The organism is Neorhizobium sp. PAMB6630, from assembly GCF_058242775.1.
Window position 1 is genome coordinate 140,746 of record NZ_JBZAYV010000003.1, and the last position, 25,241, is coordinate 165,986.

The 25,241-nt window shown below is 61.8% G+C and carries 24 protein-coding genes; 13 read left to right on the forward strand and 11 right to left on the reverse strand.

What is annotated here, in order from left to right:
- Positions 1-34: 34 nt before the first annotated feature.
- From AC4CWF_RS26135 to AC4CWF_RS26145, 3 genes are all read right to left on the reverse strand, one after another.
- Entirely contained in the window at positions 35-928 is an 894-nt protein-coding gene (locus AC4CWF_RS26135; protein ID WP_491288226.1) for a carbohydrate ABC transporter permease, read from the reverse strand.
- Positions 929-999: 71 nt separating this feature from the next.
- Positions 1,000-2,283 (reverse strand): ABC transporter substrate-binding protein, encoded by a 1,284-nt coding sequence (locus AC4CWF_RS26140; RefSeq protein WP_491288228.1) that lies wholly within the window; start codon positions 2,281-2,283, stop codon positions 1,000-1,002.
- Positions 2,284-2,565: 282 nt separating this feature from the next.
- The gene (locus AC4CWF_RS26145; protein ID WP_491287848.1) at positions 2,566-3,315 is read right to left on the reverse strand and encodes a FadR/GntR family transcriptional regulator; all 750 of its coding nucleotides are present in this window, start codon (positions 3,313-3,315) and stop codon (positions 2,566-2,568) included.
- Positions 3,316-3,596: 281 nt separating this feature from the next.
- Here AC4CWF_RS26145 and AC4CWF_RS26150 point away from each other — a divergent pair, with 281 nt between their 5' ends.
- From AC4CWF_RS26150 to AC4CWF_RS26165, 4 genes are all read left to right on the forward strand, one after another.
- Positions 3,597-3,980 carry a hypothetical protein gene (locus AC4CWF_RS26150; protein ID WP_491287849.1) on the forward strand — a complete coding sequence of 128 codons (384 nt, stop codon included), beginning with the start codon at positions 3,597-3,599 and terminating at the stop codon, positions 3,978-3,980.
- A 198-nt stretch (positions 3,981-4,178) separates the two neighbouring features.
- Positions 4,179-5,591 (forward strand): PepSY-associated TM helix domain-containing protein, encoded by a 1,413-nt coding sequence (locus AC4CWF_RS26155; RefSeq protein ID WP_491287850.1) that lies wholly within the window; start codon positions 4,179-4,181, stop codon positions 5,589-5,591.
- A gap of 109 nt (positions 5,592-5,700) precedes the next feature.
- Entirely contained in the window at positions 5,701-6,198 is a 498-nt protein-coding gene (locus AC4CWF_RS26160; protein WP_491287852.1) for a copper chaperone PCu(A)C, read from the forward strand.
- Positions 6,195-6,788: an SCO family protein gene (locus AC4CWF_RS26165; protein WP_491287854.1), complete on the forward strand. Its 594-nt coding sequence runs from the start codon at positions 6,195-6,197 to the stop codon at positions 6,786-6,788. Before AC4CWF_RS26160 ends, AC4CWF_RS26165 begins: the two co-directional genes overlap by 4 nt.
- A gap of 6 nt (positions 6,789-6,794) precedes the next feature.
- Here the strand turns inward: AC4CWF_RS26165 and AC4CWF_RS26170 are convergent, their stop codons facing one another.
- The 7 genes from AC4CWF_RS26170 to AC4CWF_RS26200 form a co-directional block, all read right to left on the reverse strand.
- Entirely contained in the window at positions 6,795-8,432 is a 1,638-nt protein-coding gene (locus AC4CWF_RS26170; protein WP_491288234.1) for an acyltransferase, read from the reverse strand.
- A 145-nt stretch (positions 8,433-8,577) separates the two neighbouring features.
- Positions 8,578-8,976, reverse strand: a complete 399-nt coding sequence (mnhG, locus tag AC4CWF_RS26175; RefSeq protein ID WP_491287856.1) for a monovalent cation/H(+) antiporter subunit G — start codon at positions 8,974-8,976, stop codon at positions 8,578-8,580.
- The gene (locus AC4CWF_RS26180) at positions 8,973-9,254 is read right to left on the reverse strand and encodes a K+/H+ antiporter subunit F (RefSeq protein WP_491287858.1); all 282 of its coding nucleotides are present in this window, start codon (positions 9,252-9,254) and stop codon (positions 8,973-8,975) included. Before AC4CWF_RS26180 ends, mnhG begins: the two co-directional genes overlap by 4 nt.
- Positions 9,251-9,727, reverse strand: a complete 477-nt coding sequence (locus tag AC4CWF_RS26185; protein ID WP_491288236.1) for a Na+/H+ antiporter subunit E — start codon at positions 9,725-9,727, stop codon at positions 9,251-9,253. Before AC4CWF_RS26185 ends, AC4CWF_RS26180 begins: the two co-directional genes overlap by 4 nt.
- The gene (locus tag AC4CWF_RS26190; protein ID WP_491287860.1) at positions 9,727-11,358 is read right to left on the reverse strand and encodes a monovalent cation/H+ antiporter subunit D; all 1,632 of its coding nucleotides are present in this window, start codon (positions 11,356-11,358) and stop codon (positions 9,727-9,729) included. The genes AC4CWF_RS26185 and AC4CWF_RS26190 overlap by 1 nt, the downstream gene beginning before the upstream one ends.
- Positions 11,355-11,693: a Na+/H+ antiporter subunit C gene (locus tag AC4CWF_RS26195; RefSeq protein WP_491287862.1), complete on the reverse strand. Its 339-nt coding sequence runs from the start codon at positions 11,691-11,693 to the stop codon at positions 11,355-11,357. The genes AC4CWF_RS26190 and AC4CWF_RS26195 overlap by 4 nt, the downstream gene beginning before the upstream one ends.
- 1 nt (position 11,694) lies before the next feature.
- Positions 11,695-14,625: a monovalent cation/H+ antiporter subunit A gene (locus AC4CWF_RS26200; RefSeq protein WP_491288238.1), complete on the reverse strand. Its 2,931-nt coding sequence runs from the start codon at positions 14,623-14,625 to the stop codon at positions 11,695-11,697.
- Between the two features lie 84 nt (positions 14,626-14,709).
- On the opposite strand from AC4CWF_RS26200, the gene AC4CWF_RS26205 reads away from it, so the two are divergent.
- The 6 genes from AC4CWF_RS26205 to AC4CWF_RS26230 all read left to right on the forward strand — a co-directional run bounded on the left by AC4CWF_RS26205 (position 14,710) and on the right by AC4CWF_RS26230 (position 20,592).
- Positions 14,710-14,997 (forward strand): helix-turn-helix domain-containing protein, encoded by a 288-nt coding sequence (locus tag AC4CWF_RS26205; protein ID WP_491287864.1) that lies wholly within the window; start codon positions 14,710-14,712, stop codon positions 14,995-14,997.
- 297 nt (positions 14,998-15,294) lie between these two features.
- The gene (locus tag AC4CWF_RS26210) at positions 15,295-16,638 is read left to right on the forward strand and encodes an extracellular solute-binding protein (protein WP_491287865.1); all 1,344 of its coding nucleotides are present in this window, start codon (positions 15,295-15,297) and stop codon (positions 16,636-16,638) included.
- An 87-nt stretch (positions 16,639-16,725) separates the two neighbouring features.
- On the forward strand, positions 16,726-17,616 hold the full coding sequence (locus tag AC4CWF_RS26215; protein WP_491287867.1) for a carbohydrate ABC transporter permease: 891 nt from the start codon (positions 16,726-16,728) through the stop codon (positions 17,614-17,616).
- A gap of 7 nt (positions 17,617-17,623) precedes the next feature.
- Complete coding sequence (locus AC4CWF_RS26220) at positions 17,624-18,508, forward strand: ABC transporter permease subunit (RefSeq protein ID WP_491287869.1); 885 nt, start codon at positions 17,624-17,626, stop codon at positions 18,506-18,508.
- A gap of 39 nt (positions 18,509-18,547) precedes the next feature.
- Positions 18,548-19,690 carry a sn-glycerol-3-phosphate import ATP-binding protein UgpC gene (locus AC4CWF_RS26225; RefSeq protein ID WP_491287871.1) on the forward strand — a complete coding sequence of 381 codons (1,143 nt, stop codon included), beginning with the start codon at positions 18,548-18,550 and terminating at the stop codon, positions 19,688-19,690.
- Positions 19,687-20,592 carry a sugar phosphate isomerase/epimerase family protein gene (locus tag AC4CWF_RS26230; RefSeq protein ID WP_491287873.1) on the forward strand — a complete coding sequence of 302 codons (906 nt, stop codon included), beginning with the start codon at positions 19,687-19,689 and terminating at the stop codon, positions 20,590-20,592. Before AC4CWF_RS26225 ends, AC4CWF_RS26230 begins: the two co-directional genes overlap by 4 nt.
- Before the next feature lie 82 nt (positions 20,593-20,674).
- Here the strand turns inward: AC4CWF_RS26230 and AC4CWF_RS26235 are convergent, their stop codons facing one another.
- Entirely contained in the window at positions 20,675-21,259 is a 585-nt protein-coding gene (locus AC4CWF_RS26235; protein ID WP_491287875.1) for a TetR/AcrR family transcriptional regulator, read from the reverse strand.
- Between the two features lie 218 nt (positions 21,260-21,477).
- On the opposite strand from AC4CWF_RS26235, the gene AC4CWF_RS26240 reads away from it, so the two are divergent.
- From AC4CWF_RS26240 to AC4CWF_RS26250, 3 genes are read left to right on the forward strand one after another with little or no spacing between them, the layout of a single operon-like run.
- The gene (locus tag AC4CWF_RS26240; protein WP_491287877.1) at positions 21,478-21,954 is read left to right on the forward strand and encodes a (2Fe-2S)-binding protein; all 477 of its coding nucleotides are present in this window, start codon (positions 21,478-21,480) and stop codon (positions 21,952-21,954) included.
- Entirely contained in the window at positions 21,951-22,934 is a 984-nt protein-coding gene (locus AC4CWF_RS26245) for an FAD binding domain-containing protein (protein ID WP_491287879.1), read from the forward strand. Before AC4CWF_RS26240 ends, AC4CWF_RS26245 begins: the two co-directional genes overlap by 4 nt.
- Positions 22,931-25,213, forward strand: a complete 2,283-nt coding sequence (locus AC4CWF_RS26250; protein WP_491287881.1) for a xanthine dehydrogenase family protein molybdopterin-binding subunit — start codon at positions 22,931-22,933, stop codon at positions 25,211-25,213. Before AC4CWF_RS26245 ends, AC4CWF_RS26250 begins: the two co-directional genes overlap by 4 nt.
- The last annotated feature ends 28 nt before the right edge of the window (positions 25,214-25,241 follow it).

A 25,241-nucleotide genomic window follows, 5' to 3' on the forward strand; every position in this document is an offset into this window, starting at 1 on the left:
GGTCGCCTCGTCCAGCTGGATGGCGGCCTCGAGATCAGTCACGCTCGTTTTCATAATGCACCCAATATTTCGAGGTGAAGAAGGCGATCGCCGTGAAGATCGCGATGATGATCAGCAGCACCCAGGCAAGCGCCGAGGCATAACCCATGCGGAAGAACTTGAAGGCCTCGTTGAACAGGTAGACCGTGTAGAACAGCAGGCTGTCGGCCGGTGCGCCGCTGCCGTTGGAAATGATGAAGGCGCTCGAAAACGTCTTGAAGGCTTCGATGGTCTGGAGCACTAGGTTAAAGAAGATGACGGGAGCAAGCAGCGGCAAGGTGATGCGGGTAAACTGGCGCCAGCGCGGCGTGCCATCGATTTCGGCCGCCTCGTAGAGATCGCGGGGTATGCCGCGAAGGCCGGCGAGAAAAATCAGCATCGGCGAGCCGAACTGCCACATGGCAAGGATCACCAGCGTGTAGAGCGAGGTATCCGGGTTGGTCAGCCAGTCAGGTCCGGCAATGCCGAAATAACCGAGGGTCTGGTTGACGACGCCATTTGCATCGAAAAGCTGGCGCCAGAGAATGGCAATCGCAATGGAGGCCCCAAGCAGCGACGGCAGGTAGAAGATCGCCCGATAGACGCCGATGCTGCGCAGGCCCTTGTCGAGCAGCATGGCAACGCCGAGCGCCATGATCAGCCGCGCCGGCACCGACAGCGCCACGTAATGAAACGTCACCTCCAGCGCCGTCCAGAAACGACGGTCGCGGGTGAACATGTAGGTATAGTTGTCAAAGCCGATCCAGCGCGGCGCATTCACCATGTCGTACCGGGTAAACGACAGGTAGAGCGAGGCAAGGATCGGCCCCAGCGCCAAAAGGAAGAACCCGAGGAACCAGGGCAGCAGAAACAGGTAACCGGGGGCATTGCGGGCAATGAAACGTTTCATGGCAGGGCCTTTGCGAGCGTTCCGGGCTTTCCCACAAGGAAAGAGGTTCATTGTGGGAAAGCTGGTCAGTATCAGCGGGCGCGCTCGATAATGGACGCGGCCTCTTCGATGAACATGGATGCGGCATCGGCCGGCTTCGTGCGGTCGAGGACCACATCCGTCCCGATGCGCATGAAGGCGTCGCGAACCTCGCCGGCCCCCTTGGGCGGCGGTGGCGGCACGGGCGCAACCTTGCCCTGGATGGCATCGAAGAAATTGACCGACAACACTTCCACCGGCTTGAGGTTCGGCTTCAGCGCCTCGCGCACGCGCGGTGAACAGGGAATGCCGCGCTCAATGCCCAATATTGCCGTGATCTGCGGGTCGGTCACCCAGTCGTTCATGTAAAGCATTGCGGCCTCCACATCACGGCTGTCGCGCGACAGCGACAGGAACATCGATGGCTTGATGAACTGGCCGGGCCGGCCGTTGGCCATTTTCGGCACCATGCCGGCACCGATCTCGTCCTTCATCAGCGCCTGGATGCCGACAAGCTGGTTCGACCAATGCTGGCCCATGGCGGTGTCGCCGGTCACGATGCCGGTGTCCGACAAGGGTGGGCTCAAAACGATGGTCTTGCCCTTGTCACGCACGACACCTGCCTTGCGCAGATCGGCCCAGTATTGCCAGAACGCGGTCGTATCCTCCACCGTCGCCTGGACATTGCCTTCGGCATCGTAAAATTCCCGGCCGTTCTGGCGCACGAAGGATTCCAGCATGTCGATGGTGAGCGAGAGATCGTCAGACCCCTTCATCTTGCCGCCGGACTTCGCGGTGACCTTTTCGCAGACCTGAGCGAACTGCTCATAGGTCCAGTCCAGCACATCCACATCGATGCCGGCTTCCTGAAAAATGCGGCTGTTATAGACCATCACCTGGCTGTTGGAGCCGATGTTGAGCGCATAAAGCTTGCCATCCACCATGCCGCCCTCAAGCGGCGCCTTGTCGAAATCGCCAATCATCAGGCTCTTGCCGATGAAGCCGTCCAGCGGCTGAAGTGCGCCGCGGCGCACATATTCGAACAGGTAGCGGTAATCCATCTGCACGAGATCGGGCATGTTGCGCCCGGCCGTCTGCGTGGCGACCTTTGTCCAGTAATCGCCCCAGCCGATCGTCTCGCCGGACACCTCGATGTCGGCATGACGCGCCTGAAATGCCTTGATGACCTCGAAGGTACGCCGGTCGCGCTCGGGATTGCCCCACCAGAAATGCCGGATCGTGCGCGCGGATGCCCGGGCAGGCCGGCTTGCCAGCCCCGACAGAGCAGCCGTGGCCGCCGCGCCATGCAGAAAATTCCGTCGTGTGAAACATGCCATGACACCCTCCTCCTTCGTGCTGGCAATTCTTCAACCGGAAGGCCTCCACTCCCCCGGTTGCCGCAAGGCCCTGAGGCCAAACGGCAGGCTTGTCCTTTTCACCCGACCTCCACCGGGTGCGCCTGCAAGTCCTGAAAAAGACCTGAAGCGGCAGACATCGTCAGGCTGTGACCATCGCCTTCGTTCGATCCGTCGATCGACGGGACAAGGTCATTCCATGACGCCAACAAGTCATATAGTCATCATATGACTTGTGCAAGCCTTCAGACGAAACGCAACGGTTTACGGCGTTCCTGCGGTTTTTGGCCGCAGCGCCCGGGCAATGGCGCGGTAACGGTCCTGCGAACCTTCCAGATGCCGGCGCATGGCAGCGCGGGCGGCCTCCGGATCCTGCGCGGAAATGGCATCGGCAATGCGGCCATGTTCCTCCACCACCTGCCCGAGATAGGCTTCGCTGTGCGAGGAGGCGAGATTGGGCAGGTTGGCGCGCGGAATGGCGTTCAAACCGAAGCGGATCAAGGCGTTGACGTAGAAGCTGTTATGGGTCGCGCGGGCAATAGCGAGGTGAAAATCGTAATCCGCCTGCGAGGCGGAGGCCTTTTCCGCCACGAGGTCGGCCATCTCGTCATTGCAGGCGCGGATCTCGAATTCCTGCGCGGAAGAGCGTCTTACGGCGGCAAGGGCTGCACATTCGGTCTCGATGCCGACACGAAGCTCCAGCATTTCCAGCGTTTTTGGAATGGAGCCCTGATCTTCGGGGCTGAGATAAGGCTCGTTACCCGGCGGCATGTCGCAAACGAAGACGCCGCGTCCCTGCTCGGCCTTGACGAGGCCCGCCGCCCGCAGTTCCGCCAAAGCCTCGCGGATCACCGTGCGGCTGACGCCGAAGCGCTCGATCAGTCCCGGCTCCGTCGGCAATTGCGCGCCTGCCACCAGGCGGCCATCGGTAATGTCGAGACGCAGCTGCGCAATCACCCCTTCCGCAAGCCTCGGCTTGCGCGGCTCCTCTTTCAACGATGGCATCTTGCGCATGACTGCCTCCAGGGGCGCCGCCTGAGTTAGACGATGAAAATTCATAATATGAATTTATTTTCACCTTTAACCACGCCGTGCCACCCGAGCGCAAGGCCTGTCGTTGCAGCCAAGAGAAACTGACCGGCAGCAAGCGGCCGGCAGGCGGAGACATGGACATGGGCATGGGCATGGGCAAAATTGACGCATTGCCGTCATCAGGGGCCGCGTGTAATCATCATCGCATGACGAAGCGATAAACGGGCAGACTTGCAACCGAGATGACGAGGCCGGAGAGATCCATGACCGGGATGGTGCGCATCTTGTGTGCGGTCGCCCTGTTGTGCCTCGGATTTGCCCACAAGGCCCCGGTCCTTGCAGCCCCGGGCGGAATTCCGCTGAACGAAATCGCAGCCTTAGTGCTGCCGGATGGCACACTCCCCGTCCTTTGCATCACCAGCCACGACGACGGCAAGTCGCATCCCCATGAGGATGGTCGCGGCACCGGCTGCGAGGCCTGCCGTCTCAATGCCTCCGTCATCCTGCCCGCGCCGCCCGCTGTGGCGCCGGCGATTGTCGTCCGGGTTCGCAACACCGTTCTGCCAAAACGTTTCGAGGCGTATCATCGCCAGCTTTATCCCCCAAACACCGGCCCCCGCGCACCGCCTTCCGGCCTGATTGCCTGAAACCCCTGCCGCCTCTTTAAGGCTGCCGGATCCTTCAGCCTGCGCCGGTCCTGACCCTGCCTGATGTGGCACGCTGGCGCGCAAGCCGGATTTTTTTAAAATGTTGCCGTTTTCCATGTCTCCAGCCGTGGCGCAGCCTTCACCGCTGCCCTCCCTGCGTTGTCTTTCCCCCGCATCCCTCTTCAGGATATCCGCCCGATGAGCACCGTTGCGCAGGATATCGAAGTAAAACCCGCCGCCGGCTTTCAGCGCCGGTTCTATATCACCGCCTGGCGCTGGCATTTTTATGCCGGGCTTTACGTGGCGCCGTTTCTGGCGATGCTGGCCGTGACCGGCCTCATCATGCTGTGGTCGTCGGTGCTCTCCGGCCGCGATGGCGAAAACCTCTATTCCGTGACGCCCGCAGCGCAGACGGTCGCAGTCTCGCAGCAGGCAGAGGCCGCGCTTGCCGCGGTGCCTGACGGCGTGCTGAAACAATATATCGCGCCGCGCACCGACAAGCAGGCCGCCCTCTTTCGCGTCAACAGCGACACGCAGTCGATCATGGTGGCGGTTGATCCCTATCGCGGCGCGGTGCTTGGTCAATGGGAGCGCCGCACCGCTCTCTACGATCTCGCCGACACCATCCACGGCACGCTGTTGATCGGCACCGTCGGCGACCGGTTGATCGAGATTGCCGCCGGTTTTGCGGTGATGCTTGTCATCACCGGCCTTTATCTCTGGTGGCCGCGCGATACGGGCTGGCGCAGCGTTCTCGTGCCGCAGTTTTCGTCTGAGGGCCGGCAATGGTGGAAATCGCTGCACCGGACGGTCGGATTTTACGTCAGCCTCATCCTTCTGACCTTTCTGCTGTCGGGCCTCACCTGGGCTGGCATCTGGGGTGAAAAGTTCACCCAGGCCTGGAGCACGTTCCCGGCCGAAAAATGGGACAATGTGCCGCTTTCCGACGAAACCCATGCCAGCATGAACCATGATGGCGTGAAGAACGTGCCGTGGACGCTGGAGCAGACGCCGATGCCGGCCTCCGGTTCGAGCGCCGGCATGACAGGCATTGCCGAAGGCCAACCGGTCGATCTGAATGGTGTGGTGGCACTTGCCCGTGCGCTCGGCTTCGACCACCGGTTCCAGCTGTCGTTTCCGGGCGGCGAAACAGGCGTCTGGACGATTGCCCGCGACACCATGAGCAATGACAGCAGCAACCCGCTGTCGGACCGCACGGTGCATGTCGACCGCTACACCGGCCGGATCCTTGCTGACGTCGCCTTTGCCGATTACGGCGTGGCCGGCAAGGCCATGGCTGTCGGCGTTGCCTTCCATGAGGGCGACATGGGGGTCTGGAATATCGCGCTCAACACGCTGTTTTGCCTCTCCATCCTCTTCCTCTCGGCAAGCGGCGTGGTGATGTGGTGGAAAAGGCGGCCGAAGCGGGCGGGCCTTCGCCTGATGGCGCCGACCGCGACCGAGCCCGGGCCGCTCTGGAAAGGCGGCGCGTTGGTGATGCTGGTGCTTTCTGTTCTGTTTCCGCTCTCCGGCGCGGTGCTTCTGACCGTCATCGCAGCCGACCTTCTGATCTTCAGGCATCTGAAACCGCTGAAGCGGGCCATCGGCTGAAAAGCCTGCGTCAAAAAGCCTTCGGGCAGCCGGGCGGATAAACGCCCGACTGCCATACCCGAACACCGTCAAACCCTCTATTTGAAACCCACGAGAAAACAGGAACAGAATGATGAAAAGACAGATTGCAGCGGCCTGCACCGCCTTGTTTCTCCTCCTCGCGCAGGGCGTTTCTGCCCACGGCTTCAAGGTCGGCGCGCTCGAAATCGGCCATCCCTATTCCCGCGCCATGCTGCCGGGCGCCAAGGTTGGCGGCGGTTACTTCAAGATCGTCAATACCGGCGACACCGCCGACCGGCTGGTCAGCGTCACCTCGGATCGCTCACCCGACGTTCAGATCCACGAGATGAAAATGGACGGCGCCATCATGGAAATGCGCCCGCTGCCCAACGGCCTGGATGTACCCGCCCATGAAACGGTGGAGCTGAAGCCCGCCAGCTATCACGTGATGTTCACGAACGTCACCCAGCCGTTCAAGGAAGGCGAGATGATCAAGGCGACGCTCAACTTCGAAAAGGCAGGTCCGGTCGAGGTGGAATTCGTCGTTGGGCCAGCCGGTGGCGATAAGGCGGGCGGCCATGACGCGCACAAGGACCATGGAAAATGACCCGCGCGCCGCTTTCACTGGCAGCCTTTGGCCTTGCCGGCATTCTCGTCACGGTTCTCGTCGCCATCATGGTGTGGGTGTCGGCCGATAGTGCCCGCGCCCGCCCCGGCCCGTTCCATGCCGCATTTTCGCTGATTGACGACCGGGGCAACCCGGTCGACGAGACCCTGTTCAAACGTGGACCGGCGCTCGTCTATTTCGGTTATACCCATTGCCCGGAAGTCTGCCCGACCACCCTGTTCGAAGTATCCGGCTGGCTGAAGCAGCTGGGGCCGGAAGGCAAAAAGCTCGGGGCCTATTTCTTCACCATCGATCCCGCGCGCGATACGCCCGAGGTCATGCATGAATACGTCACCTCGATCACCGACCGCATCACCGGGGTCACCGGCACCGATGCCGAGATGAAAAAGGTGACGGAGGGCTGGATGATCCATGCCGCACGCACCTATGGCGATGATAGCGACTATCACATGAGCCACACGACATCGCTGCTGATGGTGGGCGCCGACGGGCGGCTGAAGGGGATGATCCCCTATGGCTCCGATGACGAGGCGGCGCTCAAGAAGATCCGCACGACGCTGCTGCGCTGAGGCACGTTACAGAAGGGCTGGGGCAAGCCGGTGGATGCCGCGTGGCCTGAAAGACAGGTTGGGCGACAGGCCGAGACACTCCGCAGCAAGCCAGATCACGCAGAGCCACATTTCCGTGCCCTGCAGGCTCGGCCCCTGGCCCTCGGCAAAGGCAAAACCGTTACCCGCCACCCAGCGCCCGCAGATCATGTCGAGGATGGAGCGGGCGATCTGCCTTGCCTCCTCGCGCCGATGATCGGTCTGCCTCAGGCAGAGCATCAGCGGATGGATCGTATCGAGCAGGTTGCAGGCGTTAAAGCTTTTCCCCGAAAACCCGTCATGCTGGCGATAGTTGAGGAGAACCGTGTTGATGGCTGCTTCCGGATAAGGCACCGGCAGCCCGAACTGCGCATAGGAACCACGCGTCAGGCGATAAAAGCCGTTGACCGGCTGCAGAAAACCTTCGGCCTCCGTCGGGCGCCCCCAGAGACCGGTGGTACGATCGGCATTGAGCGCCAGCCAGCCGAACAGCGTATGACGGTGTCGACCGCCACCAAAATAGCGGGCATTGAGATAAAGTGCCGTGGCAATGGCATCGACGGTGGCGCCGCTATGCCAGGCCCGCGTGGCCCAAGGCAGGCCTTCCAGCCATTCGACAAGCTGGAAACTGTCCATCTTCTCGACGAGATCGACCGGCCGCAGAGGGGCAGCGCTCAAACATTCCAGCGCATAACCAACCGCCAGCACATTATAGAGTGCTGTCGGATCATCGCGCAGCAGCCCTTCGCGGCGATGGTTCGGATCGGGAAACAGCCCGGTTTCTTCATCCTGACAGGATTGCAGGCGGGCGATCGTGGCAGCCTTGTCGAACCGCTCAGATTCAGCACCGAAGGCTGACGCAATCTCGATGGCATCGCAGAGATGGCGGATCCGCGGCGCAACCGTGCCGCCGGCATCGGCGGAGAGGTATTGTCCGTCTTTGCCATAGTGATCGAGCACGGCCCGCCAGTCTTCGCTTGCGGTGAGGTCAAAAGCCAATAACTGCCTTTCCGCCAGAGCCTCCGGGCTTTCCACCGGGGACGCAGCCTTGCCGCGCATGCGCACGACCCGCGCCGGCACGCCGCCGACAATGGCATAATCAGGCACATCCTTTGCCACCACCGCACCGGCCGCGATGATGGCACCACGCCCGACCGTCACACCATCGAGAAGCACGGCATTGGCGCCGATCCAGACGTCATCGCCGATAACGATGCCGAGCGACGTGAGCGGCTGGCGATAGATCGGCGTCTCCAGATCGTCAAAGCCGTGATTGAAGCCGATCATGCTGACATGCGAGGCAATGCGCACCCCGTTTCCGATGCGCAATTTGCCGGAGAGGCAGGCATACGGATTGACCGAAACGTTTTCGCCCATCTCCACATCGCCGCGCACCAGCGCGTGGCCGGCAATCCAGGATGCCGCCCCCATCACCAGCCGGTCGGTGTGGATATTGGCGTTTTCGGCAATGAACACGCCCTCTGCAAAACGGGCGCCCGCATAGGTTTCGAGATCGCGCAGGCGTTTGCTGTGGGTCTCGTCCTCAATATCCGAGGGGCGTCTTTCCCATGGGAGGAAATCGAGGCGATGCCTACCCGGCCCCGCGACAGCCTCGGCATCCGGCATTGTCACCGGCTGCGGCGAACTTTCACGCTCACGATCCATAAGAGCCTCCGATCCCTGCCGGATAGCTGTATGACCAATGCGCGAAATAATCAATCGAGACGCATCATAGATCAGACCAATTTAGCAGCCTGTATGATGTGAAGGATCAGTTCTCCTCGGTGTTTCCCTTGACCACCTCGACGTCCTTCAGGTCATGCTGGTGTTTTTCCGGCACATTGCCGTTGTTTTCCGCCCGGTCGCGGTGAAGGGCGGCGCGTGCCAGCAGCATGAAGGTGATCGGCGTCGTCACCGTCACGAAAAGGCCGATGAGGATTTCATGCAGGACGGGGCGCGAGGAGGCGACGGAAAAATAGACCATCGAAGCCAACATGACGCCGCCGACACCCCAGCTGGTGCCAAGTGTCGGCGCGTGCAGCCGCTCATAGAAGGTCGGCAGGCGTAAAAAGCCGATGGCCCCGATCAGCGCCAGCAGCGATCCGCCGATCAGAAAGACCGCGACAACGATGGCCGCCCACAGCGGCAGGTCGGAAACCGGCTGTATCATTCGATCACCTCGCCGCGCATGAGGAATTTCGCCAGCGCCACGGTTGCCACGAAGCCGAGCATGCCGATGACGAGGGCGGCCTCGAAATAGATGGTGCGCCCGGTTCCGATGCCGAAGGTGACGAGCATCAGCATGGCGTTGATGTAGAGCGTATCAAGCCCGATGATGCGATCCTGCGCGCGCGGGCCGCGAAACATGCGCACCGAGGCGATCGCCATGGCAAGCGCAATCAGCAGCTGGGCAATGGAAATGGCGGTGAGAAGGATCACGGCGCTCATGCAAAAATCTCCAGCAACAGGGCCTCGTAGCGATGCTTGATCGTGGCGATCCACTGCTCTTCGTCGATGAGGTCGAGCACGTGGAGAAGCACCGTCCCGTCGCGGCTGTCATATTCCAGCCAGGCCGAGCCCGGCGTGCTCGTGAGGATGATCGCCATCAGGGCCAGTGCCGTGCTGTCGCGGATCTCCAGCGGCAGCAGCAGGAAGCCCGACGTGTGCGGGCGGCGCTTGCCCTTGAGAATGAGAGCCGCCACCGCAAGGTTCGAGCGCAGGATATCCACGAACACCACGGCAAAGAGTTTGGGCACCAGCCACCACTTGCGCAGTTTCGGCTTGTCCGGCCGAAGCGAAGCAAGCGCCCAGGAGGCAAAGATGGCAACCAGGGTTCCAAGCACCAGATGGCCCCAGCTGAAGCCGTTGAGCAGCAGCCACATCATCAGCAGGCAGAAGGCAAGAACGGGATAAGGCAGCATCATTCAACCTCCCCGCTCTTGGCGTTGCGTTCCTTCCAGCCCTCGACGGTCGCGGCATCGCGCACGGCATCGATATAGACGGCCGGATTTGCCAGCGTGCGGATGGTGGTATCCATATATTGCATGGCCGGCCCCGCCTGCACCGACAGCGCAAGCGTCAGCGACAACAGGAACATGACCGGCACCAGCTCGATTACCAGCACGCGCGGAACCACGTTCTCCAGCGAACTCCAGAAGGTGCGGATACCGACGCGGGTCATGGCGATGAGAGCCGCAACGCCCGACAGGATGACCAGCACACAGAGCAGCCAGACCGCCGGCGTCGGCGGCACGCCGATGGCGCCGGTGCCCATCATGGCAGAGAGCATGGCGAACTTGGCAATGAATCCGGAAAGCGGCGGCAGGCCTGCAAGCAGAATACCGCAGGCAGCAAAGCAGGTGCCGAGGATCGCCATCGTGCCCGGCATGGTCACACCCTCGCCCTCTTCCGGGCGGTCCTCATCGCCATCGCCATAGGCTTCCATGGTGACGGCCAGCACGTTTGCGCCGGCATCCTGCCCGCGCTCCACCAATTCGATCAGCATGAAGAAAGCGCTGATAGTGAAGGTGGAGCTGACGAGATAAAGCAGTGCGCCAGACGAGATCACGCCGTCATTGATTCCGAGCACCATCAGCATCGTGCCGGAAGAGACCAGCACGCTATAGCCGGCCATGCGCCCCAGCGCCTGAGAGGCAAGCACGCCGATGGTGCCGAAGATGAGCGTTGCCGTGCCGCCCCAGAGCAGAACGGTGGCGCCGAAGCCGGCGGATGGCCCCTCGCCAAAGAGCAGCATGGTCAGCCGAAGAATGACGTAGATGCCGAGCTTGCTCAGAATGGCAAAGATGCCGGCGACCGGTGCAGAGGCTGCACTATAGGCTGTCGGCAGCCAGAAGCAGAGCGGCCACATGCCGGCTTTGATAAGGAAGGCAACGCCCAGCACGCCGGCGCCCGCCTCCATCAGCATCCGCCGGTCCGGCTCGATCTGGGGGATGCGCGCGGCAAGATCCGCCATGTTGAGCGTACCGGCCGTTCCGTAAATGAGGCTGACGCCGATGAGGAAGAACAGCGCCGCCACCAGGTTGACGGCGATGTAGTGAAGCCCCGCCTTGACGCGCAGCGGTCCCGAGCCATGCAGCAGGAGACCATAGGAGGCCGCCAGCATCACCTCGAAAAAGACGAAGAGATTAAACAGGTCGCCGGTGAGGAAGGCACCGTTCAGGCCCATCAGCAGCAGCTGGAACATGCTGTGGAAATGCGCGCCCACGCCATGCCAGCGCGCCAGCGAAAAGACCAGCGTTGCGATGGCAAGAAGTGCTGCCAGCAACAGCATAAGCGCCGAAAGGCCATCCAGCACCAGCACGATGCCGAAAGGTGCTGCCCAGTTGCCGAGGAGATAGACGCCCTCGAAACTGTTCGGGCCGCTTTCGATGCGAAACAGGATGATGGCGATCATGCAGAGAATGATCGTCGAGGCGAGGCTGATCATGGCCTTCGTTACGCGCTTGCGCTCGTCGAAGAACAGCAGCACGGCGGCCGCGATCATGGGCACCAGGATCGGCGCGATGATGAGGTGGTGGGCCCAGCCGTTCATTTGCGCTCATTCCTCCCGTCCACATGATCATTGCCCGTCAGGCCGCGCGAGGCGAGCAGCACGACGAGAAACAGCGCCGTCGTGGCAAAGCCGATGACGATGGCCGTCAGCACCAGCGCCTGCGGCACCGGATCGGACAGCGTGGAGGAGACGACGCCATCCTCAAGGATCGGCGGCAGGTTGCTCTTCACCCCACCGACGCCGAAGATGAACAGGTTGACCGCATAAGACAGAAGCGCCAGCCCGACGATGACCTGATAGGTGCGCGGGCGAAGGATCAGCCACACCCCGCAGCCGGTCATCACGCCGATGGCTATGGACAGCACGAGTTCCATGTCAGGCCTCCTCCGCCTTTGCCGCGGCATCGTTGCTGCGCACCCGCCGGATGCGCACCGACTGGTGGGCGAGAGCGACCATGATCAGCACCGTGGAACCGACGACGAGAGAGAACACACCGAGGTCAAACAGCAGGGCGGTTGCCGCCGGCATCTTGCCGATCAGCGGCAGCTCGATATAGCGGAAATGCGAGGTGAGGAAGGGATAACCGAGGAACCAGGCACCGATGCCGGTGGCGACCGCGATCAGCAATCCGCCGCCCATCCAGCGCAGCGGCAGGATGCGCAACCGGTCTTCCGCCCAGCGTGTGCCGCCGGCCAAATACTGCACCAGGAAGGCAATCGACATGGTGAGTCCCGCCGAAAAGCCGCCGCCCGGCATGTCGTGGCCGCGCATGAAGATATAGACGGCAAAGGTGATGATGACGGGAAACAGCCACTGCATGATGAGCGAGGGCACCAGAAGGTAATCGCGCACCGTATCGCCGGGCGCCCGCTCCGGCTGCTCCTCGTCAAAACGGTTCTGGATGCGCTGCTGCTCCGGCATCTCGATACTGTCGGACGCGGGCCGGAAACGGCGCAGCAGGGCAAAAACGGTGAGCGACACGACGCCGAGAACAGCGATTTCGCCCAGCGTATCGAAGCCGCGGAAATCCACCAGGATTACGTTGACGACATTGCGGCCGCCGCCCTGCGCATAGGCGTTTTCGAGAAAGTAGGTGGCAATCGCATCCGGCACCGGCATGGTCATCACGGCAAAGGCGATGAAGGACATGCCGACACCGCAGGCAATTGCCAGAACCAGATCGCGGAAGCGGCGAAAGCGGCCGCGCAGCGAAATGAAGGCGCCCATGTCAGGATTGCGCTTCGGCAGCCAGCGCAGGCCGAGAAGAATAAGAACCGTGGTGACGATCTCGACCAGCAGCTGGGTGATGGCGAGATCCGGCGCCGAGAGCCAGACAAAGGTGATGCAGACAATGAGCCCGACGCCCCCCAGCATAACGAGAGCCGCCAGCCGGTGGTATTTGGCCATATAGGCCGCCCCGAGCGACAGTGCGATGCCAATGGCCCAGAGCGCCGCAAAGGCTGGATCAATGCCGGTGAAACGAAAAAGGCGTGGCTCGAAACCCGAGACGTAAAGCGGCAGCAGGCCCGCCAGGAAACCGCAGGCAACAACCCAGCGCAGTTGCGGCTGGAGATTGCGCGTGCCCATGCGGCTTTCGGCAAGGCGCGCCCAGCGCCAGGAAACGGTGACGAGAACACGCTCGAAAATGCGCTGTCCACGCAGGTTGCGCAGGAAAGGCGGCCCATCGGCACAGCGGGCAAAATATCCGCGCAAGAGGACATAAAGCAGCGCGCCGCCGACAAGCGCGATTACGCTCATCAGCAAAGGCAGGTTGAAGCCATGCCAGATGGACAGGCTATATTCCGGCGTCTGGCTGCCCAGCACGCTTTCCACCGCCATATGCAGGAAAGGCCCGATGGAATAGGCCGGCACGATGCCGACGACAAGGCAGACGATGACCAGGAATTCGATCGGAAAGCGCATCCAGTGCGGCGGCTCATGCGGCTTTTCAACCGGCAGATCTTTGGGTTTGGGCCCGAAGAACACCGTGTGGATGAAGCGCAGCGAATAGGTGACGCTGAAGGCGCCGGCAAGCGTTGCGATATAGGGAAGCGCCTTGTCGAGGATGGAATCGGCATGCGTTTCCACCGCTTCGGCAAAGAACATTTCCTTCGACAGGAAACCGTTCAGAAGCGGCACACCCGCCATCGAGGCGCTCGCCACCATCGCAAGCGTGGCCGTAATCGGTAAAAACCGGAACAGCCCGCTTAATCTTCGCATGTCGCGCGTGCCGGTCTCATGGTCGATGATGCCGGCGGCCATGAACAGCGACGCCTTAAAGGTGGCATGGTTCAGCATGTGGAAGATGGCCGCGACCGTCGCCAGCGGACTGCCAAGGCTCAAGAGCGTGGTGATGAGACCGAGATGGCTGATCGTGGAATAGGCGAGCAGCCCCTTCAGATCCTGCTGGAACATGGCGAAATAGGCGCCGAGCAGAAGCGTCAGAACGCCAGCAAGTCCGACCAACCAGAACCATTCATAGGTGCCCGACAACACTGGCCAAAGCCTCACCAGCAGAAACACGCCGGCCTTCACCAGCGTTGCGGAATGCAGGAAAGCCGAAACGGGCGTTGGCGCCGCCATGGCGTTGGGCAGCCAGAAATGGAACGGAAACTGCGCGCTCTTGGTGAGCGCCCCGAGCAGGATGAAAATCAGCGCCGGAAGATAGAGGGCGTGGTTGCGGATGACATCGCCTGAAGCCAGCACCTTGTCGAGATCGTAGCTGCCGACGATGTTGCCGAGGAGCAGCATGCCGATCAGCAGGCAGAAACCGCCGATGCCGGTGATCGTCAGCGCCATGCGCGCGCCGTCGCGGGCGGTGGAATTGTTGTGCCAGTAGCTGATCAGCAGAAATGAGAAGATGCTGGTCAGTTCCCAGAACACCGAGATGAGGATGATGTTGCCGGAAATGACGATGCCGAGCATGGCGCCCATGAAGGCCAGCAGGAAGGCAAAGAAGCGCGGGATAGGATCGTCTTCCGACATGTAATAGCGGGCGTAAAGCACGACGAGAAAGGCAATCGCAGTGATCAGCATGGCAAAGATCCATGCAAAACCATCCATGCGCAGCGTAAAATTCAGCCCGAACTGGGGAAGCCATTGCGCCTCGAAGCGCAGCACATTGCCATTGGCAAGCGCCGGATAGAAGCTCGCCGTCAAAAGCGCCGCAAGCAGCGTGACGGCACCCGCCACGAAAACGGGAAGATCACGCGAGGTGGTGTTGAGGATCAGGCCTGTTGCCAGGCTACCCAGAAACGGCAGAGCCAGAAGAACAACCAGCAGGAATGGCTCGAACGTTACCCCAATGCCGCAATTCCTTTCCGTCTTCCGTCGCGCAGCTTGCAAATCTGGCAAAAGCCGCGTCTGGAAATCTGCGAATAACTACTATATATGATTGATATCGACCAATATGGGCAACTGACGGCAATGGGTCAACCGCAGGCTATCAAAATATTAAGCCCGGCTCTCTGTCGCGCCGCCCGTGGGCTGCTCGACTGGACGCAAGCGGATCTCGCCGACCGCTCCGGCGTGTCGCGCAGCACCATCCGCGATTACGAAGGAAGCCGTCACGAGGCCCACCGCGCCACCGAAGCGCAGCTGCGGCTGGCCTTCGAACAGGGCGGCATTGATTTCATCCATCTCGACGACAAGAAGATCGGGATCTGCTGCGGCAACTGACGGGAGATCGCCTGCGGCCTTGTCCTTTTCAAGTCCCGGCCTCGTCTTGTCCGTGCGCCTTTCCTGCAAAAATCCCTGCGGAACCGGCCTGCCGGCTGGGTAATGCCGTGCAGTGTCCGGATCTGCACGGCGCATGCTCGCATGGGGGGCGCATCAGACCTGTCATCGATCCGCATCAAAAACTTCATCAACCCGTCACGGAACGTTGCTCGATCCATCACAAATGGCCGGTAAACCGCCCCTCGATTTCCGGGGGGACAGACGCCGGAAACATAGTCCTGAAACGAGGCACTCGCGATGAAGATTTTTGCTTTGAAGACCGTTCTGGCCGGCCTGATGGCCGCCACGACGCTGGGGGCAGCACCGGCCTTTGCTGAAAAAACCAAGTTCGAATTCTGGTACGGCCTTTCCGGCGATCTGGGCGAACGCGTGCAGGATGCCTGCAAGAAGTTCAACGACACGCAGACCGATTTCGAGATCGTCTGCACCTCGCAGAACGCCTATGACGCGACGCTGCAGAACACCATTGCCGCTTACCGCGCCAAGAAGCAGCCGGCCATCACCCAGATCTATGACGCCGGCACGCTAGACCTGATGCTGTCGGGCGCCTTCATCCCCGCCAAGAAGCTGATGGCTGACAACGGCTACAAGATCGACTGGAACAACTATTTCGGCGGCATTGCCAACTATTACGCAACGGCCGGCGGCGAGCTGCAGTCCTTCCCGTTCAATTCCTCGACGGCGATGTTCTATTACAACGAGACCGCTTTCGAAAAGGCCGGCATCACGTTCAAGCCGGAGACCTGGGAACAGGTTGAAGAAGCCGCCCGCAAGCTGAAGGCCGCAGGCTACGAGTGCCCGCTCGGCTTCAACTTCGATACCTGGGCAATCATGGAGCAGTTCTCTGCCATCCATAACCAGCCGATCGCCACCAAGGCCAACGGCTATCAGGGTCTTGATGCCGAAGTCGTCTTCAACAAGACGAAGTTCGTCGATCACGTCAAGTTCTTCAAGAAGATGCAGGACGAGAAGCTGTTTGTCGTCAAGACCAAGCAGCTTGGCATGGATATCGTTCCCGCCTTCACCTCGCAGACCTGCCAGATGATGCAGACCTCGATTGCCGACCACGGCACCGTTGGCAAGACGCTTCCGGAAGGTGTGAAGTGGCAGGCCGCCATGCTGCCGGTCTGGAAGGGCACCGAGCGCAAGAACTCGCTCGTCGGCGGTGCATCGCTTTGGGTTATGGCCGGCCGTCCGGACGCTGAATACAAGGGCGCTGCCGCCTTCCTCAACTTCCTCGGCCAGCCGGAGATGGTTCAGTGGTGGTCGACGGTTACCGGCTACATCCCGGTCACCAAGACCGGCTTTGATGCCATGAAGGCCAACGGCTTCTACGACAAGGCACCCTACAAGGGCCGTGAACTGGCCATCGCCAGCCTGACCTACACGCCGACCTCGGAAAACACCCGCGGCATCCGCCTCGGCGGTTTCACGCAGATCCGCAAGGAAGTCTCGACCTCGCTGGAAGCCATCTTCATGCAGAACGCCGACGTTCAGAAGGAACTGGACCAGGCGGCCGAGCGCTCCAACGTCGTGCTGCGTCGCTTCGAAAAGACCTATGCCGGCCAGAAGCTGAACTGATCCTCTTCTGCCTGATATCATCGGGGGAGCCTGCCGCAAGACGGCCGGCTCCCCCTCTCCTGCTGATCGTCTTGCATTGGTCCACTCATGGAAAAACGCGCCGTTTTCAAGAGCTGGTGGCTGCCTGTTCTGTTTGCCCTGCCGCAGCTCGTCCTGATCCTCCTGTTCTTCTATTGGCCGGTTGCGGCTGTGGTGAACTGGGCCTTCACGCTGGAGCCACCGTTCGGCGGTGCTGCGGAATTTGTCGGCTTTGCCAATTTCACGGAAGCACTGTCTGACCCGTTCTACTGGAATTCGGTCGTCGTCAGCCTGATCTTTGCAACCGTCGGACCGTTTTTCTGTATTTTCATCGGATTGACACTGGCGCTTGCGGTCGATCGCCAGCTGCCCGGGTCCGGCTTCTTCCGCTTTTTCTACATCCTGCCCTTCGCCATTGCGGGTCCTGCCGCCGGCATGGCCTTCCGCTTCATCCTGTCGCCTGAGCGCGGGCTTGCGGCCTCCATCAACGCGATGTCGCCGGATCTGTGGAACCCGGCCAAATATGGCAGCCATGCGCTGGCGCTGGTCATCATCATCTTCATCTGGAAGTGGTCGGGCTACACGTTCATCTTCCTGCTTGCAGGTCTGCAGTCCGTCCCTCGTGCGCTCGGTGAAGCTGCCGCCATGGATGGTGCCGGACCTTTCCGCCGCGCCATCGACGTACAGGTGCCGCTTCTCGCACCCACCCTGTTCTTCCTGCTGGTCACCATGATGACCGAAGGTTTTGTCGGCGCCGATACGTTCGGCATCGTGCACTCCGTCACCGGCGGTGGTCCGAACCACGGCACAGAGGTGATGGTCTACCGCATCGTCGACGAGGCCTTCCAGGGTCTCAATTATTCCGGCGCGTCTGCACAGAGCATCATCCTGATCGGGCTCATCATGGTCTTCACCTTCATCCAGTTCCGCTTCATCGAGAAGCGGGTGCATTACAAGTGAGGCCGGAATGATCCAGCGCACCCCTTATGCCGATGCCTTCACCTACGCCATCATGGTGATCGGCTTCCTCCTGCTGCTCGGCCCCTTCCTCGTCGTCCTCGCCGGCGCCAGCCAGACCATGCCGCAGGTGAATGCAGTCCCGTTCAGCTTCCTGCCGCAGGGCGAATTCATGCAGAATGCCAGCGCTGCCTGGGCGCGGGCGGATCTCGGAACGGCCATGACCAACAGCCTGATCATGGCGGCCCTGGTTACGGCCGGCAAGGTCGCGCTGTCGGCCTGCACCGCCTTTGCCATCGTGTTCTTCCGCACGCCCCTGAAGCATGTGTTCTTCTGGAGCGTGTTCATTACGCTGATGCTGCCGCTCGAAGTGCGCGTCGTGCCGACCTATGCCGTGGCCGCCGACCTCTTCCAGCCGATCAAATCCATCTTCGGGTTTTTCGGCCTCGAAATCGGCATCGAGTGGAATCTCCTCAACTCTTACGCCGGCCTGACGCTGCCGCTGATTGCCACGGCAACCGGCACCTTTCTTTACCGGCAGTTCTTCATGACGCTGCCGGACGAGTTGGCGGAAGCCGCCCGCATGGATGGCTCGGGCTCGGTACGTTTCTTCTTCGACATGCTGCTTCCGCTGTCGCGCACCAACATGCTGGCGCTGACCACCATCATGTTCGTTTATGGCTGGAACCAGTATCTCTGGCCGCTGCTGATGGTCACCGACCCGTCCTACAAGACGGTGATGATGTCGCTGCGCGCCCTTCTGCCCTCCGACAACGGTATTCCCGACTGGAACGTGACGCTGGCCGGTTCGCTGATCATCATGGCCCCGCCGGTCATCGTCGTCGCAGTCCTGCAGCGCTGGTTCGTGCGCGGCCTGGTCTCCTCCGAAAAGTGATCGCCCGCGCGCGTCTCCCGAAAACAAGGTTTGACTAAAATGGCTGATATCCAGATCCGCGCCGTGCGCAAGAGCTACGGCAAGACCCCGACGCTGCACGGCATCGACCTGTCGTTCGATTCCGGCGAATTCGTCGTCATCCTCGGCCCCTCCGGCTGCGGCAAGTCCACGCTGTTGCGCATGATTGCCGGCCTCGAAGACATCACCGCCGGCGAGATCGCCATCGACGGGCGTGTCGTCAACAAGCTGGAACCGCGCGAGCGCGGTTGCGCCATGGTGTTTCAGAACTATGCGCTTTATCCGCACATGACCGTTGCCGGCAATATCGGCTATGCGCTGAAGGTGGCGGGCGTGGCCAAGGCCGAGCGTGAACGACGCATTGCCGAGACCGCAAAGATCGTCGGCCTGCAGGATTATCTCGAACGGCGGCCGGCAGCACTGTCCGGCGGTCAGCGCCAGCGTGTGGCCATGGCCCGCGCCATCATCCGCGAGCCAAAAGTATTCCTGTTCGACGAACCGCTGTCGAACCTCGACGCAAAACTGCGCGTCACCATGCGCGCGGAAATCCGCAAGCTGCACCAGCGCCTTTCGGCCACCTCGGTTTTCGTCACGCATGACCAGGTGGAAGCGATGACACTTGCCGACCGGCTGGTGGTGATGAACCGCGGCCATGTCGAGCAGGTCGGCCGGCCGCTCGATATCTATCACCGCCCGGCCAGCACCTTTGTCGCCTCCTTTATCGGGGCGCCGGCAATGAACCTGTTTACGACGCGCATCGAGGTGGAAACCGCAACCGTGCGCCTCGACGGCGCTGCCATCGCCATCGATCCGCTGGTGGCGCATGCGCTGCGCGGCCGTGAGGTGACCGTCGGCATTCGCCCCGAGCAATGCCGCCTCACATCCGAGGGCAAAGGCCTTCCGGCGCGCATCGATTTCGTCGAGGAACTCGGCGTCGGCCGCGTCATCCATTGCGACATCGCCGGCGAGGCCTTCGCCGCAGCCGTGGCGGAGGATGCCGACGTTTCCGCCGGCGACACCGTCTGGCTGTCGCTCCCCCCGGAGCAATTGCACTTCTTCGACGCCGAGACCGGCCGCCGCATCGAATTCCCCCTCCCGGGCACCGACATCGCTGCTGCACGCGGCAGCGCATCCACGACACAGCACACCGGAGTTCTTTCATGACCGACATCATTTCCGCCATCGGCTTCTGCAACCGCACAGGCAAGGGCGACCTCACCACGCTTGACGCATCGCTGCGGGAAATCGCCGACACCGGCGCAGACGCCTGCGAAATCGGCATTTATGGCGAAGAAATCGTCTCGGGCGGCCGCATCATCGAAGACCGCATGAGCCGCGTCACCGAGATCGTTGGCCAGTACGCGTTCAAGAAACTGTCGCTGCATGGCCAGATCAGCTCCAACTTCATGGACCGTGAACACCTTGTCCTGCAAAAGCAGGTCGTGCGCGCCATGCTGGAAATGGCAAACCGTCTCGGCGCCGGCATTCTCGTCCATCACTCCGGCTCCGCCCAGCTGGCACCAGGCGAAAATGGCGCCGATCTCGACCAGATGGAGCGCGAGGCTCTGTCGGAAATGGCCGACGTCGCCAAGGGTTATGGCGTGCGGATCGTGCTCGAAAACATCTTCACCACCGAAAGCGGCCAGTATCGCCAGACGCCGAGCCAGGTGGCCGAGACGGTCCGCGCCATCGGTCACGACAATGTCGTTGCCCTCATCGATTTCAGCCATGCCTATATCGAATCCACCTTCAAGGGTCTCGATTTCCGCGACCAGTTGCGCGCCATGGCGCCGGTCACCGGCCATCTGCACGTCCATGACAGCTTCGGCCGTCCCTATACGATGAACAAGTTCTTCCACCCGGCAGAAGCCACAGCACTTGGCATCGGCGACCTGCACCTGCCGATCGGCTGGGGCGATATTGCCTGGGACGAGATCTTTTCCGAACTGAGCTTCCTGCCGGACACGACGCTGATCATGGAAATCGGCGCCGAACGCTTTATCGACCAGCAGCCGGCCTGCCTTGCCCGCGCCCGCGCGCTGGCACAGATGGTGAATGCCCGCTGACGTTCGCCGCATGAAAAGGGGTTTCGGTCATCCGGAACCCCATTACACTCAAGCTTTCCGCAGGCGAAGGCCGAGAAAAAAATTATCGACGGGTGCGAAGCCCGTCCATCAGAAGCCCGATCAGGCGGTGGCAACGGTCACGCCAATCGGGAAGATCCGGCATCGAGTAAATGCCAGACAGCGCATGCAGAAGGTCACTCGTTTCCATGTCGTCGCGGATCAGCCCCTCGGCGGCCGCCTTGGCACGAAGACTTTCCAGCGCCTCGCGAATACGGTTCGCCCCATCGGCAAACAGGCCTGAATTGGAACTCATCAACACTTTGAGACTTGCGGCCATGCCACGCTTGGCGGCAATATAGCTGACGAAGCGACGCATCCATTCCTCAAGTGCGATATCGGCCGGATGGCGTGCGGCAAGGGTTTCGGCCGCCGCCGCCAGACTTTCCAGTTCGCGCCGATAGACGGCCTCCACCAGATGCTCGCGACTTGGAAAATGCCGGTAGAGCGTACCGATCCCGACACCCGCCTGCTTTGCGATATCATCCAGCGACGCCTCGACGCCATGGGCCGAAAAAGCGCCAGCAGCCACTTCCAGAAGTTTCTCGCGGTTGCGCAGCGCATCGGCGCGCGGTCTGGGAGAAGGTTTTATCGGTTCTGCTGCAGACAAAAAACGGGTCCTGGCAAGGCGGGGACTTGACGACAGTCCATACACCCCTAAGTTAATCGGAGGCGCCTCCGTTTATGACGTAGAGCGCTCTCACTGTTTACCGCATCCGGCAACCGGATGTCATGGATAATGTTTCCGCGCATCCCGCGGCCGACCTTTACGGGCCGCCCGCCAACTGCCCCCCACGCATTTCCTCTTCGTTCCCATCAGGAGCCGTCATGACCCAAACCATTCCCCTGACGCTGGACATCAATGGAACACCACATGCCCTTGCGGTGGAGCCACGCGTGACGCTTCTCGATGCGCTGCGTGAACAGCTTCACCTCACAGGCACCAAGAAGGGCTGCGACCAGGGCCAGTGCGGCGCCTGCACCGTGCTGGTCGATGGCCGCCGCGTTCTCTCCTGCCTGACGCTTGCCGTTCAGGCGGAAGGCTGCGAGATCACCACGATCGAAGGCATTGCCGGCGAAAATGGCGAACTGCACCCGGTGCAGGCGGCATTCCTGGAACACGATGCCTTCCAGTGCGGTTATTGCACGCCGGGCCAGATCCTCTCGGCGGTTGCCTGCATCCGCGAAGGCCATGCCGGTTCCGACGCCGAAATCCGCGAATACATGTCCGGCAATCTCTGTCGGTGCGGAGCCTATAACACCATCGTCGACGCGGTGCGTCAGGCAGCGGAGGCAGCCCGATGAAGGATTTCACCTATTCGCGCGCGACTTCGCTTGACGATGCAAGCCTCAGGGCAAAGGAAGCTGGCGTTCTGCTGATGGCCGGCGGCACCACGCTTCTGGATCTGGCCAAATGCGGCGTGACAGAGCCGGATGCCGTGATCGACATCGGCCGCCTCTCCGGGCTTGCTGATATCCGCCTATCGGACGACGGTCTTCACATCGGTGCGCTCGCCCGCATGAGCGATGTGGCGGACCATCCCGGCATCAAGGCTGCCTTTCCTGCCATTGCCCAGTCGCTGTCGCTTGCCGCCTCGCCGCAGTTGCGCAACATGGCAACCATCGGCGGCAACCTCCTGCAACGCACGCGCTGCGCCTATTTCCGCGATCCCGGCGCATTTCCGGCCTGCAACAAACGCCAGCCCGGCAGTGGCTGTTCGGCCCTTGGCGGCGTCACCCGCAACCACGCGGTTCTCGGCACCAGCCCACACTGCATCGCAAGCTATCCCGGCGATCTTGCCGCAGCCCTCATCGCGCTCGATGCGGTGGTCGAACTGCAGGATCGCCAAATTGCGATCGGCGACTTCTTCCTTCAACCCGGCGACACGCCGCATGTCGAAACCGTGCTGCAGCCAGGCGAGATCGTCACCGGACTTTTCATCCCCGCCTCCCCGGCAGCGCACTGTTCCACCTATCTGAAGGTGCGCGACCGCGCGAGCTACGAATTTGCCGCAGCCAGCGCCGCCGTTGCGCTTGAACTCCACGAAGACGGCCGGACGATCCGCGATCTGCGTGTCGCAATCGGTGGCGCTGCCACCACGCCGTGGCGGGCACGCTCCGTCGAACAGGCCCTGATCGGCAAGACGCTCAGCGAAGATACCGTTGCTCAGGCAAGCTTGCTTGCTGTTGAAGGCGCCGTGGCCCACGGCGACAACCACTACAAGATTGACCTTGTGCCGCGTGTCGTCACGCGCGCCATCCTGACGCTTGGAGGCCTCGCATGACCCTCATCGAACCCAGAAAGCACGGCGATGCCTCCGACGGCAGCGTCGGTCGCCACGTCGCCCGTCTCGATGGCCGCCGCAAGATTACCGGTGCTGCGACCTATGCGCTCGAACAGCCAGTCGAAAACCTCGTCCACGCCGTTCTTGTCCAGTCCACCATCGCATCCGGCCGCGTCGTGTCCGTCGACAAGGCAGCCGCCGAGGCTTCATCCGGCGTTCTGATGGTGCTGACGCCGGACAAGGTGTTCAACATGATGGTTGCCTCCGACTGGAACGGCAACCGTGTGGACAAGGTACCCTATCTGCCGCTGCCCGCCGAGGTGAATTACAACGGCCAGGCGGTGGCCGCCGTCATTGCGGAAACCTTCGAGCAGGCCCGGGAAGCCGCCCGGCTGATCACGGTGAAGTACGAGGAAACACCGGCGACCACGACCATCGCAGAGGCAGGCACCGGCAAGGTGACCGGGCCGATGACGGTCGAATGGGGCGATGCGGAGGCGGCCTTCGAAGCAGCCGACATCACCATCGAAGCCGAATACCGCACACCGCGCGAATACCATGTCCCGATCGAGCCGCATGGCCTGATTGCCAGCTGGCAAGACGACCAGCTGACGATTTGGGAGCCCAGCCAGTGGACGCATGGCATGGCGCGCACCTATGCCGAATGGTTCGAAATCCCGTTCGAGAATGTCCGCATCATCTCGCCCTTCATCGGCGGCGGCTTCGGCTCCAAGGGCGGCGCCTATTTTTATGGTGCGGTGGCAGCGCTTGCCGCTCGGGAACTCGGCCGTCCGGTTAAGCTTGCCGTCACCCGCTCGCAAGGTTTCACCGCTTATGGCGGGCGCGCATCGACGCGCCAAACGCTGAAGCTTGGCGCTTCCGCAGAGGGTGTACTGCAGGCGGTCATCCATCGCGGTGCCAACGAGACCTCCACCTATGCGGAGTTTCACGAGTCGACGGGGGCTGCAACGCCCATCATGTATGCGGTGAACAACTTTAGTTCGCAGCAGAGCCTGATCAAGGTGAACACCGTCACCCCCGGTGCGCTGCGCGCACCCGGCAAGAACCCCAGCGCCTATGGCATAGAATGCGCCATCGACGAGCTGTCCTATGCAGTCGGCATCGATCCGCTGGAGATCCGGCTGCGCAATTATGCCGATCACGATTACCAGTCCGGCAAGCCGTGGTCGACGCGCAAGCTCAGGGAAGCCCTGATGGCCGGCGCCGAGCGTTTTGGCTGGTCGAAGCGAAGGGCGGCCCCGCGCTCGATGCGCGACGGCCGCACCCTGATCGGCTGGGGCATCGGTTGCGGAACCTTCCCGAACTTGACCAACAGCAGTGAGGCGATGATCCGCATCCTCTCGGACGGCAGTGTCGAGGTGGAAAGTGCCGGCATCGACATGGGCCAGGGCACCTATACGATCGTGGCCCAGACGGCAGCCGACGCGCTCGGTGTCGGCGTCGAGCAGGTCGACGTGAAGCTCGGCGATTCCCTCTCTGCCGGTGCACCGGTTGCCGGCGGCTCCATGCTGGCGGGCTCCATCACCGGCGCCGTCCACAAGGCGGCACAGGCCGCCCGCGAGGAACTGATCGGACTTGCGCTCAACGAGCCGAACTCGCCCTTTGCCACGTCCGGCGCCAACACGCTGGTCATCGAGAACGGCCGCATCAAAACATCGCGCGATGACGGCCCGTCGATGAGCATCGGCGAACTGATGGCGATGCTCGGCCGCGAGACCCTGGAAGTGAAGCGCAACACCCTGCCCGAGGGCACAACGGCGGAGGAAAAGCAGAAGGCCTGGACGCATATGGCCAAGGTGCGCGGACCGACCGCCGGCGACTTTTCCATTCACAGCTGGGGCGCACATTTCATCGAAGTGCGGGTGGATGAGGATTTTGGCACGGTGCGCGTCTCGCGCATCGTCTCCGCCTTCGATTGCGGCAGGCTTTACAATCCAAAACTTGCCGAAAGCCAGCTGCGCGGCGGCATCATCATGGGCATCGGCCAGGCGCTTCTCGAGGAAGGGCTGGTCGATCCGCGCAACGGCCGCGTCGTCAACAACAATCTCGGCGATTACCTCGTGCCGACCAATGCCGACGTGCCGCTGATCGAGATCCTGTCGGTTGGAGAACCGGATTTCGAAGCCTCCGTGCTCGGCGGCAAGGGCGTCGGCGAAGTGGGCATTGTTGGCGTGGCGCCAGCCATCGCCAATGCCGTCTTCCACGCCACCGGCAAACGGGTCCGCGACCTGCCGATCACGCTGGAAAAACTGCTCTGACAAACGCGGGCGACGCCGCTCAAGGCGT

Bases quoted from the DNA above. Each gene is read 5' to 3' on its own strand.
- AC4CWF_RS26135 (WP_491288226.1), bottom strand. From the start codon at position 928: ATGAAACGTTTCATTGCCCGCAATGCCCCCGGTTACCTGTTTCTGCTG.
- AC4CWF_RS26140 (WP_491288228.1), bottom strand. From the start codon at position 2,283: ATGGCATGTTTCACACGACGGAATTTTCTGCATGGCGCGGCGGCCACG.
- AC4CWF_RS26145 (WP_491287848.1), bottom strand. From the start codon at position 3,315: ATGCGCAAGATGCCATCGTTGAAAGAGGAGCCGCGCAAGCCGAGGCTT.
- AC4CWF_RS26150 (WP_491287849.1), top strand. From the start codon at position 3,597: ATGACCGGGATGGTGCGCATCTTGTGTGCGGTCGCCCTGTTGTGCCTC.
- AC4CWF_RS26155 (WP_491287850.1), top strand. From the start codon at position 4,179: ATGAGCACCGTTGCGCAGGATATCGAAGTAAAACCCGCCGCCGGCTTT.
- AC4CWF_RS26160 (WP_491287852.1), top strand. From the start codon at position 5,701: ATGATGAAAAGACAGATTGCAGCGGCCTGCACCGCCTTGTTTCTCCTC.
- AC4CWF_RS26165 (WP_491287854.1), top strand. From the start codon at position 6,195: ATGACCCGCGCGCCGCTTTCACTGGCAGCCTTTGGCCTTGCCGGCATT.
- AC4CWF_RS26170 (WP_491288234.1), bottom strand. From the start codon at position 8,432: ATGCCGGATGCCGAGGCTGTCGCGGGGCCGGGTAGGCATCGCCTCGAT.
- mnhG (WP_491287856.1), bottom strand. From the start codon at position 8,976: ATGATACAGCCGGTTTCCGACCTGCCGCTGTGGGCGGCCATCGTTGTC.
- AC4CWF_RS26180 (WP_491287858.1), bottom strand. From the start codon at position 9,254: ATGAGCGCCGTGATCCTTCTCACCGCCATTTCCATTGCCCAGCTGCTG.
- AC4CWF_RS26185 (WP_491288236.1), bottom strand. From the start codon at position 9,727: ATGCTGCCTTATCCCGTTCTTGCCTTCTGCCTGCTGATGATGTGGCTG.
- AC4CWF_RS26190 (WP_491287860.1), bottom strand. From the start codon at position 11,358: ATGAACGGCTGGGCCCACCACCTCATCATCGCGCCGATCCTGGTGCCC.
- AC4CWF_RS26195 (WP_491287862.1), bottom strand. From the start codon at position 11,693: ATGGAACTCGTGCTGTCCATAGCCATCGGCGTGATGACCGGCTGCGGG.
- AC4CWF_RS26205 (WP_491287864.1), top strand. From the start codon at position 14,710: ATGATTGATATCGACCAATATGGGCAACTGACGGCAATGGGTCAACCG.
- AC4CWF_RS26210 (WP_491287865.1), top strand. From the start codon at position 15,295: ATGAAGATTTTTGCTTTGAAGACCGTTCTGGCCGGCCTGATGGCCGCC.
- AC4CWF_RS26215 (WP_491287867.1), top strand. From the start codon at position 16,726: ATGGAAAAACGCGCCGTTTTCAAGAGCTGGTGGCTGCCTGTTCTGTTT.
- AC4CWF_RS26220 (WP_491287869.1), top strand. From the start codon at position 17,624: ATGATCCAGCGCACCCCTTATGCCGATGCCTTCACCTACGCCATCATG.
- AC4CWF_RS26225 (WP_491287871.1), top strand. From the start codon at position 18,548: ATGGCTGATATCCAGATCCGCGCCGTGCGCAAGAGCTACGGCAAGACC.
- AC4CWF_RS26230 (WP_491287873.1), top strand. From the start codon at position 19,687: ATGACCGACATCATTTCCGCCATCGGCTTCTGCAACCGCACAGGCAAG.
- AC4CWF_RS26240 (WP_491287877.1), top strand. From the start codon at position 21,478: ATGACCCAAACCATTCCCCTGACGCTGGACATCAATGGAACACCACAT.
- AC4CWF_RS26245 (WP_491287879.1), top strand. From the start codon at position 21,951: ATGAAGGATTTCACCTATTCGCGCGCGACTTCGCTTGACGATGCAAGC.
- AC4CWF_RS26250 (WP_491287881.1), top strand. From the start codon at position 22,931: ATGACCCTCATCGAACCCAGAAAGCACGGCGATGCCTCCGACGGCAGC.